The organism is Pseudomonas benzopyrenica (genome assembly GCF_036884265.1).
Classification (GTDB): domain Bacteria; phylum Pseudomonadota; class Gammaproteobacteria; order Pseudomonadales; family Pseudomonadaceae; genus Chryseomonas; species Chryseomonas benzopyrenica.
This window is the reverse complement of the sequence record NZ_CP145723.1, coordinates 1,199,645-1,221,915: the sequence shown is the minus strand read 5'-3', so window position 1 is coordinate 1,221,915 and position 22,271 is coordinate 1,199,645. Positions and strand designations below refer to the sequence as shown.

The 22,271-nt window shown below is 66.9% G+C and carries 16 protein-coding genes and 1 pseudogene; 11 read left to right on the top strand and 6 right to left on the bottom strand.

Annotation, left to right across the window (positions count from 1 at the left end; translation table 11 throughout):
• Positions 1-11: 11 nt before the first annotated feature.
• A complete protein-coding gene (locus V6W80_RS05625; RefSeq protein WP_307773948.1) occupies positions 12-401 on the top strand; it encodes a DUF1987 domain-containing protein in 390 nt (129 codons plus the stop codon).
• On the top strand, positions 398-1,132 hold the full coding sequence (locus tag V6W80_RS05620; RefSeq protein ID WP_184291600.1) for a GGDEF domain-containing protein: 735 nt from the start codon (positions 398-400) through the stop codon (positions 1,130-1,132). The genes V6W80_RS05625 and V6W80_RS05620 overlap by 4 nt, the downstream gene beginning before the upstream one ends.
• Before the next feature lie 90 nt (positions 1,133-1,222).
• Here V6W80_RS05620 and V6W80_RS05615 read toward each other — a convergent pair whose 3' ends face one another.
• Entirely contained in the window at positions 1,223-2,857 is a 1,635-nt protein-coding gene (locus tag V6W80_RS05615) for a glucan biosynthesis protein D (RefSeq protein ID WP_017642457.1), read from the bottom strand.
• Between the two features lie 242 nt (positions 2,858-3,099).
• On the opposite strand from V6W80_RS05615, the gene V6W80_RS05610 reads away from it, so the two are divergent.
• Positions 3,100-3,483, top strand: a complete 384-nt coding sequence (locus V6W80_RS05610) for a glyoxalase superfamily protein (protein ID WP_338546137.1) — start codon at positions 3,100-3,102, stop codon at positions 3,481-3,483.
• A 317-nt stretch (positions 3,484-3,800) separates the two neighbouring features.
• Here the strand turns inward: V6W80_RS05610 and V6W80_RS05605 are convergent, their stop codons facing one another.
• Positions 3,801-6,074: an ATP-dependent DNA helicase gene (locus tag V6W80_RS05605; RefSeq protein WP_338546136.1), complete on the bottom strand. Its 2,274-nt coding sequence runs from the start codon at positions 6,072-6,074 to the stop codon at positions 3,801-3,803.
• Positions 6,071-7,732: a VRR-NUC domain-containing protein gene (locus tag V6W80_RS05600; RefSeq protein ID WP_338546135.1), complete on the bottom strand. Its 1,662-nt coding sequence runs from the start codon at positions 7,730-7,732 to the stop codon at positions 6,071-6,073. Before V6W80_RS05600 ends, V6W80_RS05605 begins: the two co-directional genes overlap by 4 nt.
• A gap of 186 nt (positions 7,733-7,918) precedes the next feature.
• Between V6W80_RS05600 and V6W80_RS05595 the strand changes: the two genes are divergently transcribed.
• The 5 genes and pseudogenes from V6W80_RS05595 to V6W80_RS23960 all read left to right on the top strand — a co-directional run bounded on the left by V6W80_RS05595 (position 7,919) and on the right by V6W80_RS23960 (position 14,808).
• Positions 7,919-9,196 carry a glucarate dehydratase family protein gene (locus tag V6W80_RS05595; protein WP_338546133.1) on the top strand — a complete coding sequence of 426 codons (1,278 nt, stop codon included), beginning with the start codon at positions 7,919-7,921 and terminating at the stop codon, positions 9,194-9,196.
• A gap of 148 nt (positions 9,197-9,344) precedes the next feature.
• Complete coding sequence (gene bglX / locus V6W80_RS05590; RefSeq protein ID WP_338546131.1) at positions 9,345-11,624, top strand: beta-glucosidase BglX; 2,280 nt, start codon at positions 9,345-9,347, stop codon at positions 11,622-11,624.
• Positions 11,625-11,854: 230 nt separating this feature from the next.
• The gene (locus tag V6W80_RS05585; protein WP_338546129.1) at positions 11,855-12,610 is read left to right on the top strand and encodes a carbon-nitrogen hydrolase family protein; all 756 of its coding nucleotides are present in this window, start codon (positions 11,855-11,857) and stop codon (positions 12,608-12,610) included.
• 197 nt (positions 12,611-12,807) lie between these two features.
• Positions 12,808-13,899: pseudogene (locus tag V6W80_RS23965) on the top strand (cache domain-containing protein); the annotation flags it as partial.
• Between the two features lie 201 nt (positions 13,900-14,100).
• The gene (locus V6W80_RS23960) at positions 14,101-14,808 is read left to right on the top strand and encodes a methyl-accepting chemotaxis protein (protein ID WP_430707801.1); all 708 of its coding nucleotides are present in this window, start codon (positions 14,101-14,103) and stop codon (positions 14,806-14,808) included.
• 71 nt (positions 14,809-14,879) lie between these two features.
• On the opposite strand, the gene V6W80_RS05575 is transcribed toward V6W80_RS23960, so the two are convergent.
• The 3 genes from V6W80_RS05575 to V6W80_RS05565 all read right to left on the bottom strand — a co-directional run bounded on the left by V6W80_RS05575 (position 14,880) and on the right by V6W80_RS05565 (position 18,457).
• Positions 14,880-16,853 (bottom strand): BCCT family transporter, encoded by a 1,974-nt coding sequence (locus V6W80_RS05575; protein ID WP_184291614.1) that lies wholly within the window; start codon positions 16,851-16,853, stop codon positions 14,880-14,882.
• A 119-nt stretch (positions 16,854-16,972) separates the two neighbouring features.
• Entirely contained in the window at positions 16,973-17,830 is an 858-nt protein-coding gene (locus V6W80_RS05570; RefSeq protein WP_231356664.1) for an AraC family transcriptional regulator, read from the bottom strand.
• A 21-nt stretch (positions 17,831-17,851) separates the two neighbouring features.
• Positions 17,852-18,457, bottom strand: a complete 606-nt coding sequence (locus V6W80_RS05565) for a LysE family translocator (protein WP_338546126.1) — start codon at positions 18,455-18,457, stop codon at positions 17,852-17,854.
• Positions 18,458-18,602: 145 nt separating this feature from the next.
• Here V6W80_RS05565 and V6W80_RS05560 point away from each other — a divergent pair, with 145 nt between their 5' ends.
• From V6W80_RS05560 to V6W80_RS05550, 3 genes are all read left to right on the top strand, one after another.
• Positions 18,603-19,637 (top strand): LacI family DNA-binding transcriptional regulator, encoded by a 1,035-nt coding sequence (locus V6W80_RS05560; RefSeq protein WP_338546124.1) that lies wholly within the window; start codon positions 18,603-18,605, stop codon positions 19,635-19,637.
• Between the two features lie 87 nt (positions 19,638-19,724).
• Positions 19,725-21,080: an MFS transporter gene (locus tag V6W80_RS05555; protein WP_338546122.1), complete on the top strand. Its 1,356-nt coding sequence runs from the start codon at positions 19,725-19,727 to the stop codon at positions 21,078-21,080.
• 23 nt (positions 21,081-21,103) lie between these two features.
• The gene (locus V6W80_RS05550) at positions 21,104-22,255 is read left to right on the top strand and encodes an L-talarate/galactarate dehydratase (protein WP_338546120.1); all 1,152 of its coding nucleotides are present in this window, start codon (positions 21,104-21,106) and stop codon (positions 22,253-22,255) included.
• Positions 22,256-22,271 lie beyond the last annotated feature (16 nt).

The window sequence follows — 22,271 nt, the reverse complement described above, 5'->3', positions numbered from 1 at the left end:
TCCAACTTCGTATGGACACCATGTTCATCGCTCCCACGCCCACCTCTCCAGAGGTGGATTTCCGTTTTACCGAGGACGAACTCTGGCTCAAGGGCGAATCCTTTCCGGAAAACGCCGCGGCCTTCTACCTGCCGGTGATCGAATCCCTGCGGGCCTATCTCGACCAGCGCCAGGGCGTCAGCATCCGAGTGCATGTCGCCCTCGCCTACTTCAACAGCTCCAGCACCAAGATGCTGTTCACCCTGTTCGACGCCCTGGACCAGGCGGCCCAGGCCGGCAATCGGGTGGAGCTGCACTGGTACTACGACGCCGAGGACGAGACCATCCAGGAATTCGGCGAAGAGTTGCGACTGGACTTCCAGGCGCTGACCTTCGTCGAGCATCCCGAGCTGCCGGCATGACCGCCAGCGTCAGGCGCTACAGCCCGGCCGACCCCGGACCCGATCTGTTCGAGCAGGAGGCCGGAGTGCTGCAGGCCGCGCGCGCCCTCTATGTGGCCGACGATGCCGACGCCGAGCGCTACCGGGCGGCGCTGGGCGACCTGACGCTGCATTTCGAACGCCTGATGCGCGAGACGCGCCGGCTGATCGCCCGCAGCGACCGCGCCGAACGCGAGATGAACGCCCTCAACCAGCAGTTGCAGACCCTCACCCAGCAACTGGAATACCGGGCCACGCATGACGCCCTCACCGGAGTGCTCAATCGCGGCGCGGTCATCGACCAGGCCGGTCAGGCCCTGCGGCGGAACGGCGGCGCCATGATCGTGCTGGACATCGACCACTTCAAACGCATCAACGACGAATTCGGCCATCCCGCGGGCGATCGGGTGATCCAGGCCATCGCCCGCTGCCTGCAGGAGCTCGTCCAGGCGCCGGCCATCGTCGGCCGGGTGGGTGGCGAGGAATTCACCGTGCTGCTGCCGACCCTGGCACGGGACGAGGCCCTGACCATGACCGAGCGGCTGCGCCAGCGCATCGCCCAGGAGGCGACCGGCCCGGCGCCGGTGACGGCCAGCTTCGGCCTCAGTCTCAATCCACCGGGTACCGAATTCGAGCTCGCCTATGGGCTGGCCGACGCGGCGCTCTACCGGGCCAAGCGCGGCGGCCGTAATCAGGTGGTGCTGGCTGACTGACGAGCTCCGCCGTCTCGCCAGCCGTCCGGCTCCCGGACACAAAAAAGCCGCTGCGCCGAAAGGGCGCAGCGGCTTTTTCATAGCGGTCGCTTAGGACTGCTTCCAGTCCGGATAACGGCGCTGGTCGGCGGCCGGCGGGAAGTACTGGTACAACCAGGTCTCGCTCAGAGCGCGATCCTGGGTGCGGATGAAGGCGCGCATCTGCACCGGATCGGCCTTGTCGCTGGTGGGGTACCAATCGAAGATCACCCGGTAGCCGCCGATCTCGTCGATCTTGAGCACGTGGAAATCCTGCACCTTGCCGTCGGTGACGGTCACCACCGGCTCGATGCCGGTGCCTTCGGGCAGGAACGACAGGCCGCCGCCATTGAAATCGATGGCGAAGCGCCGTGCCCAGACCTTGGGCCAATGCTCACCGGGCGCCCAGCCCTCGGGGAAGCCGCCGATCCCGGAACGGGTGGCGTTGACCCGCGCCAGCGGCGTGCTCACCGGCGGCAGCGCGCTCCAGTGCAGCTTGTAGCCATAGTGCAGCGACTTGCCGGCGGTGATGGTCTCGGCCGGGGCCCAGAAGGCCACGATGTTGTCCAGGGTCTCGCCGGTGGTGGGAATCTCCAGCAGCTGGATGGCGCCCTCGCCCCAGGCGGAAGTGGGCTCGACCCACAGGCTCGGCCGGCGGTCGTAGCGGACCATGACGTCCTGGTAGCTTTCGAATTCGTGGTCGGTCTGTACCAGGCCGAAGCCCTTGGGGCTGTCGTCCTTGAAGGCGTTGAACTGCAGCTTGGGCGGATTGTTCAGCGGGCGGCAGATCCACTCGCCGTTGCCCTTCCACATGGCCAGGCGGTCGGAGTCGTGGATCTGCGGGTGGTAGGTGTTGCAGGTCTGGCGCTCGTGGGTGCCGCAGCCGAACATGCTGGTCATGGGCGCGATGCCCAGTTGCTTGATGTCGCGGCGGGCATTGACGTTGGCGTCCACGTCCATCACCACCCGGTCGTTCAGGCAGTCGATGTCGAAGCGATAGGCGCCGGTGGCGCTGGGCGAATCCAGCAGCGCATAGACCACGAAGCGGGTGCTGTTCTTGTTCGGGGTGACGAACCAGAACTTGGTGAAGTCGGGGAATTCCTCGGGCCGCTCGGCATAGGTGTCGATGGCCAGGCCGCGAGCCGAAAGGCCGTACTGGCGGGTCTTGTCCACGGCGCGGAAATAGCTGGCGCCGAGGAAGGAGACGATGTCGTACTGGGCCAGGTGCGGCGCCTTGAACAGCTTGAAGCCGGCAAAGCCCAGGTCGCCCTTGAGCTGGCTCTTGTCGACGCCGCTGTCGTTGTAGTTGAACAACTCGGGGCGGAAGTGGACTTCCTTGGCCTCGTTGGTCTTGGGGTCCACCGAATACATGTGCACCGGGGTCTTGAAGCCCATGCCGACGTGGAAGAACTGCACGTCCAGCTGGCCCTTGAGGTCATGCCAGAGCGAATGCTGGGCATCGTAGCCGATGGCATTGAACTGCTGGGGTGTCATCTTCGCCAGGGTGTCGGGCAGTTGCTGGGCGGTGGGCTGATAGGCCTTACCGGCCAGTTCCTTGGCGTGCTGCTTGAGCCAGTCGAAATCGAAGGCCTGGCCGTCGCCATTGGCCGGATTGGCGAAGGCCTGAAGGGCGAACAGCCCGGTGGAGGGAATGCCGGTGTAGGCCGCCAGGGCCAGGGACGCTTTGAGCAGGTGTCGACGCTGCATGGATCAACCTTGGTCACTAAGGATGAAAAGATTCGGCCCAGCCGAACCGCCAGAGAGAAAAAGAATGCACGATACCCGGATAGGTTCGCCATCGCACCGGTGAACTGCAGCCTAGCGCACGCTCTGGCCTGCCAGAGGGGTTACCAAAGCTTTCCGGATCACAGTTCGGGTTGCCGGGCAGCGCCAAAGGTGTACCCCGGCGCTCAGCCCCACCGCGCTTTCTGCGCCTGTCGAGTACCGCCATGTCCATCGATACCGTCGCCTTCGGGCAACCCAGCCCCATCCTGCGCAGCTTCGATGACGAAAAGGCGCGTGAATTCTACTGCAGCTTCCTGGGCTTCCGCCTGGTCTGGGAGCATCGCTTCGAGCCGGGATTGCCGCTCTATGCCGAAGTCGAGCGCGCCGGCCTACGCCTGCACCTATCCGGCCACCATGGCGACGCCTGTCCGGGTTCGACGGTCTTCGTCCGCATGACCGGCATCCGCGCCTTCCAGGCCGAGTTGCTGGCCAAGGACTACGGATTCGCCCGGCCAGACATCCAGGAATTGCCCTGGGGTCTGGTGATGGAGATCGCCGATCCCTTTGGTAATCGATTGAGGTTTTGCGAGGAGACGCCGGAGGCCTAAGCAACGGCTGTACGGTGATCGCGGCCATGGGCCGCTCCTACAGGCTCGATGATGGAGATGACCGCCTGCGCGGATGGCTCCCTCTCCCCTCGGGAGAGAGTTGGGGTGAGGGCGCCCTCGCCACGAAGTCCCCAGTGGAAAAGGCTGCGCCGTTTTCCACGCTACGGCTCTACAACTGGTGCACCCCAATAACGGCTAAGGCAGTTGCTCCTACAGGCTCGATGTAATCGTAGGAGCGGCCCATGCCCGCGATCAACAAAACACCGGAGTGCCATAGGATCAGTTGCATCGGCGGGCGGCCATGACCTCGGTAGCCTTCAAGCGGGCGCAGGTTCGCCCGTGGGCACCGCCCCCTCCTCCACTTGCCACCAACTCGGCAGCAGCGCTCTGACCTCGGGTTGGGTGAATCTATCGTCGATGAGATAGAGGCAGCCGCGGTCCTGCACGGTGCGGATCACCCGGCCGGCGGCCTGGATGACTTTTTGCAGGCCCGGATAGAGGTAGGCGTAGCGATAGCCATCGCCAAAGCGCCGTTGCAGGCGCTGGCGCAGCTGTTCGTTGACCGGATTGAGCTGGGGCAGGCCAAGGGTGGCGACGAAGGCGCCGATCAAGCGGTCGCCGGGCAGGTCGATGCCCTCGCCGAAACTGCCACCCAGCACGGCGAAACCGATACCACGGCCATCGGCCTGGAAGCGGTCGAGAAAGGCTTGGCGGGCAGCTTCGTCCATGCCGCGGGACTGCCGCCACTGGGGCACGTCGGGCGCCAGTTCGGCGAGGGCCTCGGCGACCTGGTCGAGGTAGTCGAAGCTGCTGAAGAAGGCCAGGTAGTTGCCCGGTCGCTGGCGATAACGGCTGGCGATCAGGGCGGCGATGGGCGCGCGGGAGGCGGCGCGATCGGCGTAGCGGGTGGAAAGCCGTACCAGGCGCACCTCCAGCTGCTCGGCGGCGAAGGGCGAGGCCACGTCCACCCAGGCGCTGCCGACCGGCACCCCGAGCAGGTCGCGGTGGAAGTGCTGGGGGATCAGGGTGGCCGAGAACAGGGTGCAGCTGTGGGCCGCCGCCAGCCGCGGACCGACGAAGGGTGCCGGCACCAGGTTGCGCAGGTTGAGTTGCGACTGGGCCTTGCCGCGGCCCTTGAGCAGGGTGACATCGAACAGCGAGTGATCGCCAAAGGTCTCGCCCAGGCGCATGAATTGCAACAGGTCGAAGAACAGCGTCTGCAACTCCGGCGCCGGGGGCTGGCCGGGTTCGCCGAAATGCTCGGTGAGCAGACCCACCACCCGTTGCAGGGCGGTGAGGAAGGCGGCGGGCAATTCCGCCTGCACCTGGTAGTCGACCTGCTGCTCCTTGTGCAGGCGGTTCCATTCGCGATTGAGCGCCTGCAGGCCCTTGGCGATTGCCGGTGGTGCCACGCTCTTGCCGGCGGCCAGGCGGCGCTGGTCGAGGCTGGCGCTGTACATGCCGCGGGCGCGGTCGAGCAGGTTGTGGGCTTCGTCCACCAGCACGCCGACTCGCCACTCCTGGGTCTGGGCCAGGGCATGGAGCATGGCGCTGCCGTCGAAATAGTAGTTGTAGTCGCCCACCACCACGTCGCTCCAGCGCGCCAGTTCCTGGGCCAGGTAGTAGGGGCAGACCTCATGGGCCAGGGCGGTCTCCCGCACCCGCGCCCGGGTCAACTGCATGGGTTCGGCCAGGGCGTCGGCGCGGGCGGCCGGCAGTCGGTCGTAGAAGCCTCGTGCCAGCGGACAGGACTCGCCATGGCAGGCCAGTTCCGGGTGCTCGCAAGCCTTGTCCCGCGCCACCAGTTCCAGCACCCGCACCGGTGCGGCCAGGGACTCCAGCCCATGCAGGGCCAGGGCGCGGCCGGGGGTCTTGGCGGCGAGAAAGAACAGCCGGTCCAGGTTCTGCCGCGGCATGGCCTTGAGCAGCGGGAACAGGGTGCCCACCGTCTTGCCGATGCCGGTGGGCGCTTGGGCCAGCAGGCAACAGCCGACGCTGGCGGCCTTGTAGACGGCTTCCGCCAGCGGCCGCTGGCCATGGCGAAAGTCGGCATGCGGAAAGGCCAGGGTCGCCAACGCCTCATCCCGCTTGGCACGATGGGTCAGCTCCTGGCGCGCCCAGGCGAGAAAGCGCGAGCACTGCAAGGCGAAGTGCTCGGCCAGATCGGCCGCCGTCCAGGCTTCGGTGAAGACGGTCTCCGCGCCACTGCCGATGTCGAAATAGACCAGCGCCAGGGTCAGCCCCGGCAGCTCGCGGGCCTGGCAGAGCAGATGGCCATAGACCTTGGCCTGGGCCCAGTGCAGGTGGCGATGGTTGCCCGGCTGGCGTTCCAGGCTACCCCTGTGGGTCTTGATCTCCTCCAGGCGATTGGCGGCGGCATCGAAACCGTCCGCGCGACCACGCACCTGCAGGTCCTCGAAGTCGCCCTGCAGGCTGACCTCGCGCTCATAGCCGGGACCGCGCCGCGCCGCCACCCGCTGGTGGCCTTCGATACCTTCCAGGGCGGTGGGCGACGGGGTGAACCTGAGGTCCAGGTCGCCGGCCTTGGCGGTAAATTCGCAGAGGGCGCGAACGGCGATGCGATAGCTCATGCGGAGGTCGCGGCCACCTGCCATTGCACGTGGCAGACGCTGACCGGGATGTCATGGGCGGCGAAGAAGTCCAGCCAGCGGCGCTGGTTGTCCTGCAGGCGGTCGCCCGGGCCCTTGACCTCGATCATCCGGTAGCGGCCTTCCGCCGGCCAGAACTGTATCAGGTCGGGCAAGCCGGTACGGTTGTTGTCCGGATCTTCCAGCAGTCGCTCGAAGCACAGGCGCAGGTGCCGCGCTGGCAGGCAGGCCAGGGCCTGGTCGAGCAAGTCGCTGCCGAGGATGCCCCAGGCGACGAAGGGCGAGGCCAGACCGCGCTTGGCGGCGAAACGCTCGCGGATCACCGCCGCGTAGGAGCCGTCGTCCAGCCGCGCCAGGCAGGCGGCGAAGGCCTCGGCCCGGCGTTCGCGAAAGCCCGGCAGGCGCAGGTCGGCCGGTTCGCGCTGATAGGGGTGGAAGAAGGCGCCGGGGATGGCCAGGAAGATGGCGTCCCAGCACAGCAGGCCGAACAGGCTGGTGAGCAGGGTGTTTTCCACATAGTGCACCGGCGCCTCGTCGCGGCCCAGGTGCTCGCGCACCAGCCACTCGACCCGGCGCAGGCCGTCGTTGACTAGCTCGAAGTCGAGCCGCTCCACCGGGCTGGCCGGGCGGCGCTTGTTGGGTGGGCCACCCTGCTTGCGCACCAGCCGCGGCAGGATGCGCGCCACCTGCTGGCGTTCGGCGTCATGGGCCGGCGCGGCGACGATGACTTCCGCCAGAGCCTGGGCGGCGGGCCAGTCCTCCAGGCGTTCGAGCATGCGCAGGGCGCGGATACGCGACTCGGGATGCGCCGAGGCGGCATAGAGCGCCTGCGCCTGGGCCAGCTCGCCAAGGCGTTCGTGGTGCTGCGCCAGTTCGTGGAGCAGCTTGCCGCGGCGCAACTCCAGCCAGGTGTTGGCAAAGCGCTCGGCGGGCAGCAGCGGCAGCAGCTCGGCGGCCGGTAGCCCGTCGCGCAGGGCCTGGCGACAGCGCTGGATGTGCAGATAGGCGTCCACCTCTTGGCGCTGGCCGAAGGCGCGGGATTCGGCGCTGAAGGCCACCGTCTCGTACTGGAAGATGCCCAGGTCGGCCAGCACGAAGTCGGTCCAGTCCTGGTGCAGATTGCCAAAGAACAGCAGACGCAGGCGATCGCAGAGATCCATCAGCGTCAGCCGCCAGACGCCCTCCTCCACCAGCTCGGGCACGGTGCCGGCCCAGCCGCTGAAGGCCAGGGGCGTGGCCTGTTCGGCTTCCAGGCGGGCCAGCCAGTCTTCCTTGCGGCCGGCCTTGGGCAGGCGGCTGCCGAAACAGCCGAGCAGTTCTTCCTTGCGCAGCAGGGCGAAGAGTTCGATCAGGTGCAATTCGGGATCGGAAAGCAGCCAGCCAAGCTCCACCAGCGGCAAGGCGGCGGCACGCGGGCAGCCGATCTCGCCGTAGACCAGCTTGCTGGCGCGGAACACCTCGCCCTTGCGCATCACCAGGCGCACCAGCAATGCCCGCGAGGGCTGTGGCAAGTCGGCGAAGGCCGCGATGAAACCCTGCTCGTGGTCGTCGAGCAGATCGGGATAGCGCAGGGCGACCCAGTCCAGTACCCGCTGGAAGTTGTGCAGATAGTAGAGGGGATCTTCGAGCGGAGCGTTCATGACGACACGGGCAATAGGCAAGCGGCTGGCTATTTATCCAGCCCCGACCGGAGCGGGCAACCCTCAAGCGATGCGCGGTCGTTCATCCCAGGTAGTCGTGCGACGTCAAGGTTGAAGAACCCGACCAGTAGTCATACGATGACTGACAAAGACAGTCCTCATAATTACAAGTCCAGGAGTCTGAGCGTGAAGATCAAACGCATCAAAGTCACCCCCATCGCCTTTCGCGATGCCCCGCTGCTCAACGCCAGCGGCATCCATGAACCCTATGCGCTGAGATCCATCATCGAGGTGGAGGGCGACAACGGCCACATCGGCCTCGGCGAAAGCTACGGCGACGCCCCGGTGCTGGCAGTGCTCAAGGCCATGGAAGGCAGCCTGGTCGGCCTTTCCGCCTGGGACCTCAACGGCCTGCGCGCGCGGGTGGTGGAAACCGTCGCCAGTCTCGCCGACGGCGTGGTGGCCGGTGCGGAGCTGGCGCCTGGCTCCCATCCGAGCAAGCAGGTGGCCAATGCCTATTCCGCCTTCGAAGTGGCCTTCCTCGATCTCCAGGCACGTTCCCTGGGCATTCCGCTGGTGGAGCTGCTCGGTGGCGCGGTGCGCCGCGAAGTCCCCTTCAGCGCCTACCTGTTCCTCAAGTACGCCGAGCACATCGACGCGACCTACAAGCCCGATCGCTGGGGCGAGGCCATCAGCCCCGAGCAGGTGGTGGCCCAGGCCGCGCGGATGATCGAGGAGAACGGCTTCCAGAGCATCAAGCTCAAGGCCGGCACCCTGCTTGGCCCGGATCACGAAGCGGCCTGCATCAAGGCGCTGCGCCAGGCCTTTCCCGAGGCACCGCTGCGCATCGACCCCAACGGCAACTGGTCGCTGGAAACCTCCCTGCGCATCGCCGAGGTCCTGGCGGGCGACCTCCAGTACTACGAGGACCCGACCCCGGGTCTGGACGGCATGGCCGAACTGCATCGGCGCACCGGCATTCCCTTGGCCACCAACATGGTGGTCACCGACTTCGACGAATTCCGCCGCAGCGTGGCCCAGAACAGCGTGCAGATCGTGCTCGCCGACCACCACTACTGGGGCGGCCTGCGAGATACCCAGATCCTCGCGCGGATGTGCGACACCTTCGGTCTGGGCGTCTCCATGCACTCCAACTCGCACCTGGGCATCAGCCTCATGGCCATGACCCATGTGGCCGCCGCCGTTCCCAATCTCGCCTATGCCTGCGACACCCACTACCCCTGGCAGGAAGAGGACGAAGAGGTCATCCAGGGCGGCAAGCTGCCGATCCGCAACGGCTGCGTGGCGATCACCGACGCCCCCGGCCTGGGCGTGGAGCTGGATCAGGACCAGTTGGCCAAGCTGCACGAGCAGTTTCTCGCCATCGACATCCGCAGCCGCGACGACGTGCGCCAGATGCGCAAGTACCAGCCGGACTGGGAAACCCGCAAACCGCGTTTTTAGGCCCCGTCCGCCCTCCCCTCCGCCCCTGACGACCGGCTCCCCCGCCGGCCGTCAACGGCTCCGCATCCCCGCTTCCCGGCTGTACAATCCCCTCGGCACAAGGGTGCTCAAGAACAACGAGAAAGTACGCACAGGGAATCCGGGGAAGATGTCGAACGCACCACGCCTCACCGCACTCATGCTCGGCCTGGGCCTGGCCATCGGCGCCACCCTCGCCCCGGCGCAAGACGCCGATCCGGCACGCGCCTACGTCGACGCCCTGCTGGCGAAGATGACCCTGGAGGAAAAGATCGGTCAGCTCAATCTGGTGAGCGTCGGGCCGGACTATCCCAAGGAAGCCATCATGGCGGACATCCGCGCCGGCAAGGTGGGCGCCATGTTCAACACCGTGACCCGTCCCGACATCCGCCAGATGCAGGACCAGGTCGTGCACAGCCGGCTGAAGATCCCGCTGTTCTACGCCTATGACGTCATCCATGGCATGCGCACCATCTTCCCCATCAACCTGGGCCTGGCCAGCACCTGGAATCTCGACGCCATCGCCACCAGCGGACGCATCTCCGCCATCGAGGCGGCCGCCGACGGCCTCGACCTGACCTTTTCCCCCACCGTCGACGTCACCCGCGAACCGCGCTGGGGCCGTGCCTCGGAAACCTTCGGCGAAGACACCTGGCTGACCTCACGCATCGGCGCCACCCTGGTGCACGCCTACCAGGGCAACGACCTGCGCGCCCCCGACAGCCTCATGGCCAGCATCAAGCACTTCGGCGGCTACGGCGCGGTGGAAGCCGGGCGCGACTACAGCAACGTCGACATGAGTCCGCAGCGGCTCATGCAGGACTACCTGCCGCCCTATCGCGCCGCCGCCGAGGCCGGTGCCGGCGCGGTGATGGTGGCCCTGAACAGCATCAATGGCGTTCCTGCCACGGCCAATCGCTGGCTGCTGCAGGACCTGCTGCGCAAGGACTGGAATTACCAGGGCCTGTTGATCAGCGATCACGGCGCCATCAACGAATTGGTCCTGCACGGGGTGGCCAAGGACACCCGCGACGCCGCCGAGCAGGCGCTCAAGGCCGGCGTCGAGCTGAACATGCACGACGACGTCTACGGCAAGCAGCTGCCCGCCCTGCTGGCGGCCGGCAAGGTGACCCAGGCCGAGATCGACCAGGCCGTGCGCGACATGCTGCTGACCAAGTACCGCCTGGGCCTGTTCGACGATCCCTATCGCCGCCTGCAGGGTCAGGATCCGGTCGACACCAACGCCGAATCGCGCCTACACCGCGCCGAGGCGCGCCAGGTGGCGCGCGAGAGCCTGGTGCTGCTGAAGAACGAAAAGGCCGTGCTGCCGCTGCGCAAGGGCGCCACCCTGGCGGTGGTCGGTCCGCTGGCCGACAGTCCGCGCGACGTCATGGGCAACTGGTCCGCCGCCGGCGTGGCCGCCCAGGCCGTCTCCATCCGCCGCGGCCTGGAAAACGCCGTGGCCGGTCAGGGCAAGGTGCTCTATGCCAAGGGCGCCAACCTGCTGGACGACCGCGATGTGCTGGCCTATCTGAACTCCTATGAACCCGCGGTCGCGGTGGATCCGCGCAGCGCCGGCGAGATGATCGCCGAAGCCGTGGCCGCGGCACGCCAGGCCGAGGTGGTGGTGGCCGTGGTCGGTGAGTCCCAGGGCATGGCCCACGAGGCCTCCAGCCGCGCCCGCATCAGCGTGCCCGACACCCAGCGTGAGCTGATCAAGGCGCTCAAGGCCACCGGCAAGCCGCTGGTGCTGGTGCTGATGAACGGCCGCCCGCTGGCCCTGGAATGGGAACAGGAGCAGGCCAACGCCCTGCTGGAAGCCTGGTTCCCCGGCACCGAGGGCGGCAACGCCGTGGCCGATGTGCTGTTCGGCGACCAGAACCCGTCCGGCAAGCTGACCATGACCTTTCCCCGCGAAGTGGGCCAGGTGCCGCTGTACTACAACCACCTGAGCAGCGGCCGGCCCTTCGACGCGGCCAAGCCGAACAAGTACACCTCGCGCTACTTCGACATCGTCAACGGTCCGCTCTACCCCTTCGGCTACGGCCTGAGCTACACCACCTTCGACGTCTCGGCGCCGCAGCTGTCCAGTGCCACCCTGAAGCAGGGCGACACCCTGACTGCTAGGGTCACGGTCAAGAACACCGGCGACCGCGCCGGCGCCACCGTGGTGCAGCTCTATCTGCACGACGTGACCGCCTCCCTGGCGCGACCGGTCAAGGAGCTCAAGGGCTTCCAGAAGGTGATGCTGCAACCGGGCGAGAGCCGCGAGCTGGACTTCCCCATCACCGAGGCGGACCTGCGCTTCTACAACAATGACCTCAAGCTGGTCTCGGAACCGGGCGAATTCAAGGTGATGGTCGGCCTTGATTCGGAGCGGGTGCGCGAGGGGAGTTTCACACTGTTGTAAGCACCGCTTTCCTCCCTCTCCCCCTGGAGAGGATTGGGGTGAGGGCGAGCGCCTTGAATCTAGCCTGTTGGGCTTGGCTACGCTCGACCCTAGCTACGAAGCGCTATCTACACCGACTGGTCATCGAGCACCGCGCCGAGCTCAACCGCGTAGCCGGCCCCGAAGCGGATCTCCGCTATAGCGTTGATTAGTGACATGAATAATGATTTCCACACGCCTTCGGAGTCCCGGTGAATGCGCTCAGCCTGACCCTCGCCGCTGCCCAATCCGCGTCAGTCGCCGGCGATCTCGCCGCCAATCTGCGCACCCATCTGGCGTTCGTCGCCGCGGCCGCAGCGGCTGGGGCGGATCTCCTGCTGTTTCCCGAGTTATCTCTGACCGGCTATGAACCGGCGCTGGCGACGGGTTTGGCGCTGGAACCCGACGATACGCAGCTGCTGCCGCTGCGCGAAGCCTGCAGCAAGGCCGGGCTCACGGCCGTGGTCGGGGCGCCGGTCCAGGGTGCGGCAGGATTGCAGATAGGCGCCTTGATCCTGGGCGCGGACGGTAGCTGTCGCGTCCATACCAAGCAATACCTGCATCCGGGCGAGGCACCGCCTTTCGTGCCCGGCAACGGCGGGGAGTTGCTGGCGGTGCAGGGCCTGCAAGCCGCCCTGGCCATCTGCGCCGACAGCAACCATCCGGCCCATGCCGATGCCGCCCGCGCCCGGGGCGCCGATCTCTATCTGGCCTCGGCGGTGATCGGCCCGACCGGTTATTCCAGCGACAGCGCCCTCTTGGCTGGCCATGCCCGGCGGCTGGGCATGCCGGTGCTCATGGCCAATCATGGCGCACCCACCGGTGGCTATGCCTGCGTGGGCCGCAGTGCCTTCTGGCAGGCCGACGGCCAGTGCCTGATCGCAGCGCCGGGAGACGGCGCCTGCCTGGTGCTCGTTCGGCGGGTAGCGGACGACTGGCAGGGTGAAGTCTGCGCCTTGCCGGCCTGATCCGTGCAGGAAGATCCGCTGACTGCAAAGCGGCTGGCGGGTCACGTTGCGACCCTGGTAGCGATTTGATATCTCGTCCCTTCCTGCGGCTAAAGGTCACACATCAGACGCCGATAAGGCTCTGACATCCTCGTCCAGAACACCGCCAAGGATGCCTTTCGCAGCGTGAACGACGCTGTAACCGCAGGAGCGACATCATGGCCTTGACCACCATTCGGACCCGCTACACTCTGATCTTTCTCGGCTTCATCGGCGCGACCCTCGCGGCCACCATCATCGGCATCCGCCTCTGGGTGACCCCGGACCTGGTCGCCGCCGGCGAGTCCGCCGTGCTCACCCGGGTCAACGAGGTGGGTACCCGCATCTATCGCGAACTCAATCAGATCCAGGCGCAGCAGCGCTCCATCACCCAGACGATACCGCTGCTGGACAGCGCCGCCATCGACCGGGTACTGCCTGGCCTGGTGGACCAGTATGGCGATGCCAAGGTGTTCGGCGGCGGCATCTGGCCGCTGCCCAACCAGCGCGAACAGGGCCGCGACAAGTTCAGCACCTTCTATCACCGCGATGCCAGCGGCAAGCTGATCGTCAACACCCACTGGAATTCGCCCGAGTCGCTCAACTACTGGGAGCAGCCCTGGTTCCAGGCCGGCCTCAAGGGCCCCGCCGGCCAGTGCGTCTGGGCCGCCGCCTACAAGGACGCCGCCAGCGCCGAGCCGCGCACCAACTGCGCCATGGCCATCCAGCGCGACGGCAAGGCCTTTGGCGTCTCGACCGTCGACCTGACCCTGGGCTTCTTCAACCCGCTAGTGGAGCAGCTGCGCAAGGAACTCGACGACACCGACATGATGATCGTCGAAGCCGATGGCAAGATCCTAAGCAACCTCAGCGAACTCGGCGATTCGCAGATTCTGAACAACGTCTCGGCCTATGCCGCCCGTTCGCCCTTCGTCGCCGCCATCCAGCAGAACCTCGGCAAGCTCAAGGGTGAGGCGGTGGTGCGCGACACCTATGTCGACGAGCACGGCACGCCCCACACCTTCTTCCTGCGCCCGCTGGCCGGCACGCCCTGGCTGCTGGCCACGGCGCTGCCCACCTCGCTTATCGCGGCGACCAACACCGGCATCCTCAAGACCCTGGCGGCGATCCAGTTGCCGCTGGTCCTGCTGCTGGTGGGCATCATGGTGCTGGCGCTCGGCAAGCTGATGGGGCGCCTGGGCCTGCTGCAACGCAACATCGAATCCCTGTCCGCCGGTGATGCCGACCTGACCCGACGCATTCCAGTGCACGGCCACGATGAAGTGGATGCGGTGGCGGGCGCGGTCAACGGCTTCATCGGTTATCTGCAGCGGCTGATCGGCGAGGTGGGCGACGCCACCGACCGCATCGACACCGGCCTCAAGCAACTTCATGGCCAGGCCCAGCAGAACGGCGCCATCCTGGCCCGGCATGCCAGCGAGACCGACCAGGCGGTGACCGCCATCACCGAGATGAGCGCCACCTCCGATTCCGTGGCACGCAGCGCCAGCGACACCGCCACCCTCACCCAGGCCGCCAATGGCCAGGCCGAGCGTTCCCGCGCGGTGGTCCAGCAGGCCTCGGCCAGCGTCCTGGCCCTGGTGGATCAGGTGGAAGACGCCACCCTCAAGGTGCAGGCCATGCAGAGCGATGCCCAGCGCATCAACGATGTCCTCGGGGTGATCGGCGAGATCGCCGGCCAGACCAATCTGCTGGCGCTCAACGCCGCCATCGAGGCGGCCCGGGCCGGCGAGCAGGGTCGGGGCTTCGCGGTGGTGGCCGACGAGGTGCGCGCCCTGGCCGGCCGTACCCAGCAGAGCACCGCCGAGATCAACGAGATGCTCGGCCGGCTGCAGCAGGGCGTGAGCTCCGCCGTGGCGGCCATGGAAGTGACCAAGAGCAGCTGCCAGAGCACCGCCGAGAAGACCCGCGAGGTCACTGCTGGCCTGGACGAGATGAACGGCTCGGTGGTGCGCATCAGCGACCTGTCGACCCAGATCGCTGCGGCGGCCGAAGAGCAGAGCGTGGTGGCCGGCGAGATCAACCAGAACATGGTCGCCGTGCGCCACATGGTCGACGACCTGGTCACCAGCGGTCAGCGCACCGCCGAGAGCACCGCGGCGGTGCAGTCGTCCAACGAGCAGTTGATCGCCGTGGTCCGGCGTTTCCGGGTGAAATAGAAAAAGACCGCTGCCGGGTCGGCAGCGGTCTTCGGGTATCGGCGGACCGGGCGCAAGGCCCGGTTCGCGTTTCAGCCCACCAGATGCAGGAAGTGCATGTGGCGTTCGTACTGGTCGAGGATGTCGCCGATGACGTCCTCGCGCGACCAGCCCATGACGTCATGGTCCTGACCGCCTTCGCGCAGATAGACCTGGGCGCGGAAGTACTTGCGCTCCTCCCCCGGCTCGCTGCCCATGACGAAACTGGGCATGGCATAGGCATGGGGTCTTACCTGATAGACGAACTCGGGCTGCTCGGCCGGACCGATGTACAGCCGCACCCCACCATCGTCACGGTCTTCCACACCGCAGACGTAGCCCTGCTTGCGCCATTCCTCGGCCACCGCCAGGCAGGCCGGCTTGGCGACCTCGCCGATGAAGCGCACCACGTGGCTGCGCCGGGGAAACATCGCCAGGCCGCGCAGGCGCCGCTGCCAGCCACCCGGCGTGCGGGTGGTGGGCGGAGTGAGACTCAGCGACTGATGGCGCAGGCCACGCTTGGTGGCGTCCAGCTTGAGAGCCTTTAGCAGGCCGTGCATGCTGAACAGCAGGGCGATGGTGAATGGCAGCGCACTGGCGATGGTGGCGGTCTGCAAGGCTTTCAGGCCATCGGCCAGCAGCAGCGCGATGGCCACCAGGCCCATGCTGGCACCCCAGAACACCCGCTGCCAGACCGGGGTCTGGTCCTGGCCACCGGAAGCCAGCATGTCCACCACCATGGCGCCGGAATCGGCCGAGGTGACGAAGAACACCACCACCATGACGATGGCCACCATGGAAATCACGCTGGCGAAGGGGAAGTGTTCGAGAAAGGCGAACAGCGCCAGGGAGCTGTCCTGGGATACCGCGGCGGCCAGATCGGTGATGCCTTCGGTGAGGATCATGTGGATCGCCGTGTTGCCGAACACCGTCATCCACAGCAGGGTGAAACCGGCCGGTACCAGCAGCACGCCGGAGACGAATTCGCGGATGGTCCGCCCGCGGGAGATGCGCGCGATGAACAGCCCGACGAAGGGCGACCAGGCCAGCCACCAGCCCCAGTAGAACAGCGTCCAGCCGCCGATCCAGTCGGTGGGTCGATAGGCGTTGAGGTTGAGGGTGCGGCTGACGATCTCGCTGAGGTAGCCGCCGGTGTTCTCGACGAAGGTCTGCAGGATCAGCACCGTGGGGCCGAGGATGATCACGGTGAGCATCAACAGCACCGCCAGGCCCAGGTTGAGTTCCGACAGGCGCCGTACGCCCTTGTCCAGGCCGGAGACCACCGACAGGGTGGCCAGCGCCGTGGTGATCACGATCAGACCGATCTGCACCGGGGTGGACACCGGTACGCCGAACAGCACGTTCAGGCCGGTGTTGATCTGCGACACGCCAAAGCCCAGGGAGGTGGCGACGCCCAGCACGGTGCCGATGATAGCGAAGATGTCCACGGCGTGGCCGATAGGTCCGTAGATGCGCTCGCCGATCAGGGGATAGAGCGCCGATCTCAGGGTCAGCGGCAGGCCGTGACGGTAGCTGAAGTAGGCCAGGATCAGGGCGACGATGGCGTAGATCGACCAGGCGTGCAGGCCCCAGTGAAAGAAGGTGATGCGCATGGCCTGGCGGGCGGCGTCCACCGTCTGGCCATCGGCATAGGGCGGATTGAGAAAGTGCATCACCGGCTCGGCGACGCCGAAGAACATCAGGCCGATACCCATGCCGGCGGAAAACAGCATGGCGAACCAGGTGGTGTTGGCGTAGTCCGGTTCGCTGTGGTCCGGGCCGAGCTTGATGTCGCCATAGCGACTCATGCCGAGAAACACCACGGTGCCGAGGATGATGGCCACGGCGAGGATGTAGAACCAGCTGAGGTTGGTGATGATCCAGCCCTGGATGGCGGCGAACAGCCATTGGGCATTGGCCTGGAACAGACTGGCATAGAGCACCAGCACCAGTAGCAGCAGCGTCGAGGTCCAGAAGACCGGAGGACTGAAGGTGGGACGAGCGGCAGATTCTCCCTGGCCGGTCATAGAGGGCTCCTGTTTATGAAGTGCGCACAGGTTGACTGTCCTCGGCCCTGATCGTTTCGCTGGCGGCGCCCATTGAACAGTGCATGCCGCTGAACGAGACCGTCGTGATCGTTGCGGCGCTAATGGCCGGGTGCACTATCCGTAGCAGACGCGACGGGCGGTCTGGCCAGCTCACGAAACCAACGGGCTGGAGCCATTCCGAAGGCCTGACGGAAATGTTTCGTCATGTGACTCTGGTCGTAGAAGCCCGCCGCCACGGCGGCCTCGGCCAGCCCTCGACCCAGACGTACCTGCAGCCGTACCCGATCGAGGCGCCGCAGGGTCAGGTAGCGATGGGGACTGGTGCCGAAGTAGGCGCGGAAATCCCGCGTCAGACTCCAGCGATCTCGGCCAGCGCAGCGGGCCAGATCATCCAGGGAGACGGCCTGGTCGAAATGGTCCTCCAGGTATTCACGCGCCCGCAGCGCGGCGGCGAAATCCACCCGCCCGCGACTGGGCCAGGTCTGGCAGACCTCGGCGAGAGTGGCGACCAGGCCATAGAGGGCATCGTCGCGCCCCAGGGCATCGGCATGCTCGTCAAGGGTGGCGAACACCGCATCGGTGGCCCGCGCCAGCCGTGGATCCAGGGAAACGCCCTCGCGGTGGAAGGGCAAGGGCCGTCCGCCGAGGATGTCCTGCACCAGGGCCGGCGGTACATAGAGCATCCGATAGCGAAAGCCGCAGGCGGCACCGGCGCGGCCATCGTGGACCTCGTCCGGGTGAAAGACCATGGTCTCGCCCGGCAGGCTGCTGGCCTTGGCACCGCGATAGGAAAAGCTCTGCACCCCGGCCAGGGTACGCCCGATGGCATAGGTCGCATGGCGATGGGGATCGAAGGCATGACCGCTGAAAAAGGCCTCGATGGATTCCAGGCGGTCATCCAGCGGGGTATGCCGGACCCAGTCGCGGGGCGAAGGCAGGGCGGATGTCGAAGTCATGGCCAACCTCCCGGGCGGCGATCAGCTGAGCAGGTCGCGGTAGGCATCGTGGAACAGCAACAGGGCACAGCCTACCAGGCTCAACCCCAGCAGCCGATTCACCCAGCGCAGGCCCCGTCCGCGCAGCAGGGTGCGACCCAGCAGGCTGCCCAGCAGCGCATAGCAGGCCGGCGCCCCGCCAGCGGCGATGGCCAGCGGCAGCGAGCAGAGGGCGATCTTGGCGCCGGTCACCTGGGCCGCCGGAAACATCACCGTGGCGATGGGCAGCACGGCCAGCCAACCCTTGGGATTGAGTCCCTGCATCAGCAGTCCGCCCAGAAAGCTCAGCCGCGCATCCTGTGTCCCCTCGGCGTCGGTCGCGACCGTCGGCGTCGCCCTGGCGAGACGATAGCCCAGGTACAGGCTGTAGGCGCCGCCGGCCAGGGCCAGCCACGGCAGCATCCGGGCAGACACCAGGGCAGCACCGCCATAACCCAGGCCGAGAAACAGCAGCAGCATGGCGCAGCCAACGCCGAGATGGAAACCCAGGGCGCGCCGGGCCTGGCCCTGCAGACCGGCGTTTAGGCCCAGGGCGTTGACCGGGCCGGGGCTGTACATGACACTCAGGGCATAGAGGACGATTTCCAAGGGGCACCTGCCGGAGTTCTAGGGAGAGGCCCAGGCTAGCCAGCGCGCCCTGCCCTGGCTTGTACGTTTGTGGCTCTTCCGCCTTGAGAGTCATCGTATGACTCGGCAGAATCCCGCTTTCCCTCGCCTGTCGTGGAGATCTCCCTTGTCCAGCGATCGCAGCACCCTGCTCTGGCGGGGCCGTCCCGATGGCAAGCCGCCGACCCTCAAGGACGTGGCTCGCCTGGCCGGGGTCTCGCCGATCACCGTTTCGCGTACCCTCAACCAGCCGGAGATCGTCCGTCCGGCACTGCGCGAAAAGGTCTTTCGCGCGGTACGCGAGAGCGGCTACCAGCCGGCCATGCTCATCGCCGGCAGCGCGCCCCAAGAGAGCCGGCTGATCGCCATCCTGGTACCCACCATCGTCAACTCCATCTTCGCCGACACCGTGCAGGCGCTCATGCAGACCCTGACCAAGGCCGGCCACCAGACCCTGCTGGGCCTGACTGACTATTCCGCCGAACGCGAAGAGCAGCTAGTGGCCGCCCTGCTGCGCCGCCGTCCCGACGCCATGGTGCTCACGGGCACCCTGCACACCGCCGCCAGCCGGCTGCGCCTGTCCCAGGCCGGCATTCCGCTGGTGGAGTGCTGGGACCAGGGCGAGCGACCGCTGGACATGCTGGTGGGCTTTTCCCATGAGGCGGTGGGCCAGGCCATCGCCCGACAGCTACTGACGCGCGGCTATCGCCACTTCGCCAGCCTGACCCTGGACGATCCCCGGGGGCGGCTGCGCCGCGATGCCTTTCGTGCCGAACTGGCCCGCCAGGGACTGGCCGCGCCAGCCGATGTCAGCCTACCACCGCCGGCCACCCCGGCACTGGGTCGCCAGGGCTTGGCCCGCCTGCTCGAGATCGGCGCCCGTCCCGAAGTGGTGGTCTGCAGCTCCGACACCCTCGCCCACGGGGTACTCGCCGAAGCCCATGCCCGCAGCCTGCGCGTACCGGCGGAGCTGGCCGTGATGGGCTTTGGCAACCTGGCCAGCGCCGCCCATCTGCTCCCAGCGCTGAGCACCGTCGATGTCCGCGGTGCCGAAATGGGCACCCATGCCGCCGCGGTGTTGCTTGCCCGCCTGGCGGGTGCGGAGGCCCCGCGAAAACGGGATACCGGCTTCGAACTGGTCATGCGCGAGAGCACTCGCTGACGCTTGAATGATTGCGTAATCAGCTTAGCGTCCTCCTGCAGGTGCCGGCCTCGCCGCCGGCTTTGCCCGCTGAAAAGGACAATAACAATGCGCACTTCCCCTGAGCCGTCGCGGCGCACTCGCGTCCGCTATCTCGTCCTGGCGATGATCTTTCTGGTGACGGTATTCAACTACGTCGACCGCGCCACCCTCTCCATCGCTGCACCGGCCATGCGTCACGACCTCGGTTTCGACGCCGTGGCCATGGGGCTCGCCTTCTCGGCCTTCGGCTGGGCCTACACCGCCATGCAGATTCCCGGCGGCATCGTGCTCGATCGCTTCGGCTCCCGACTGGTGCTGGGCGCCAGCCTGATCCTCTGGTCGGCGCTGACCTTCCTGCAGGGCTACGTCGGCCTCTTCTCCTCGGCCCTGCTGGCGCTGTTCGTGCTGCGCTTTCTCATGGGCGTGGCCGAGTCGCCGGCCTTTCCGGCCAACAACCGCCTCACGGTGATGTGGTTCCCGTGCCAGGAGCGCGGCCTGGCCACCGCCATCTTCCAGTCGGCGCAGTATTTCGCCCTGGCGGTGTTCACGCCACTGATGGTGATCCTGCTCAACCAGTTCGGCTGGGAGCACGTGTTCTTCTGGACCGGCGGCGCCGGCATCCTCATCGGCCTGCTGTGGTTCGCCACCGTGCAGGAGCCCCGGCATGACAGACGCGTCAGCCAGAGCGAGCTGGACCATATCGAGGCTGGCGGCGGCCTGCCCGACCTGGGCGACACCCGGGCGCCCTTCAGCTGGCGCACCTTCAAGGCCATCAGCGGCAATCGCATGATGCTGGGCATCTACCTGGGGCAATTCTGCCTGACCACCATCACCTGGTTCTTTCTCACCTGGTTTCCCACCTACCTGGTCGAGGCTAAGGGGCTGACCATGCTCAAGGTCGGTCTGATCGCCGCCATCCCGCCGGTGGCCGGCTGCCTGGGCGGCGTTCTCGGCGGACTCTGGTCGGACGGCATGCTGCGCCGCGGCTACAGCCTGACCGCCGCGCGCAAGACGCCGATCATCGTCGGCCTGTTGCTCTCCAGCAGCATCGTGGTGGCCAACTACACCCAGTCCATCGCCCTGGTCACCCTGGTGATGTCCATCGCCTTCTTCGCCAAGGGCGTGGGCAACCTCGGCTGGTGCATCGTCGGCGACGTCTCGCCCAAGCGCGCCATGGGCGTGAGCGGCGCGCTCTTCAACTTCTGCGGCAACATCGCCAGCATCGTCACCCCACTGGCGATTGGCCTGATGATCAACCAGCTCGGCTCCTTCGACGTGGCCCTCACCTACGTCGCCGCCATGGGCCTGCTCGGCGCCTTCTCCTACCTGGTCATCGTCGGCCCGCTCAAGCGCCTGGACCTCGGCGAACTCAACGACGAGCCAGCCGCCACCGCCGACGCCCTGCCTGCAACCCGTCCCTGATCCCTCACCCCGGAGACTTCCCCATGACCGATATCGCCTACAGCGCCGACCAGGACCGCATCGCCTGGGTCCGCCTGGCTTCCGTGTTCCTGCCGCTGGCCACCCCCATCAGCGACGCCAAGGTGCTCACCGGCCGGCAGAAGCCGATGACCGAGATCGCCATCCTCTTCGTCGAGATCGAAACCCGCGACGGCCAGCGCGGCCTGGGCTTCAGCTATTCCAAGCGCGCCGGTGGCCCCGGCCAGTTCGCCCACGCCCGGGAAATCGCCCCGGTGCTGCTCGACGAGAACCCCAGCGACATCCAGAAACTCTGGACCAAGCTCTGCTGGGCCGGCGCCTCGGTGGGTCGCAGCGGTCTCGCCACCCAGGCCATCGGTGCCTTCGACGTGGCCCTCTGGGACCTCAAGGCCCGTCGCGCCAACCTCTCCCTGGCACGCCTGCTGGGTGCCCAGCGCGACTCGGTGCGCTGCTACAACACCTCCGGCGGCTTCCTGCATACGCCGCTGGAGCAGTTGTTGGTGAATACCGATCGCTCCCGCGAGAAAGGCATTGGCGGCATCAAGCTCAAGGTCGGCCAGCCCGATTGCGCCCTGGACCTGGAGCGCGTCGCCCGCGTGCGCCACCACCTGGGCGACAGCTTCCCGCTGATGGTCGACGCCAATCAGCAATGGGACCGACCCACCGCCCAGCGGATGTGCCGGCGCTTCGAAGAATTCAACCTGATCTGGATCGAGGAGCCGCTGGACTGCTACGACGCCGAAGGTCACGCCGCCCTGGCCGCGGCCTTCGACACCCCCATCGCCACCGGCGAGATGCTCACCAGCATCGCCGAGCACCAGGAATTCATCCGCCTGCGCGGCGCCGACTTCCTGATGCCCGACGCGCCACGGGTCGGTGGCATCACGCCCTTCCTCAAGGTGGCTGCCCTGGCCGAGCAGGCCGGTGTGATGCTGGCGCCGCACTTCGCCATGGAATTGCACGTGCACCTGGCCGCCACCTATCCCACCGAGCCCTGGGTGGAACACTTCGAATGGCTGGAGCCGCTGTTCAACGAACGCCTGGAAACCCGTGACGGGCGGATGCAGGTGCCGACCCGTCCGGGGCTCGGGCTGTCCCTGAGCGAGCGGGTACCCGACTGGACGGCGCAGGAAGCGGAATTCGGCCGGCGCGCTTGATACCCGCTCTGGCACT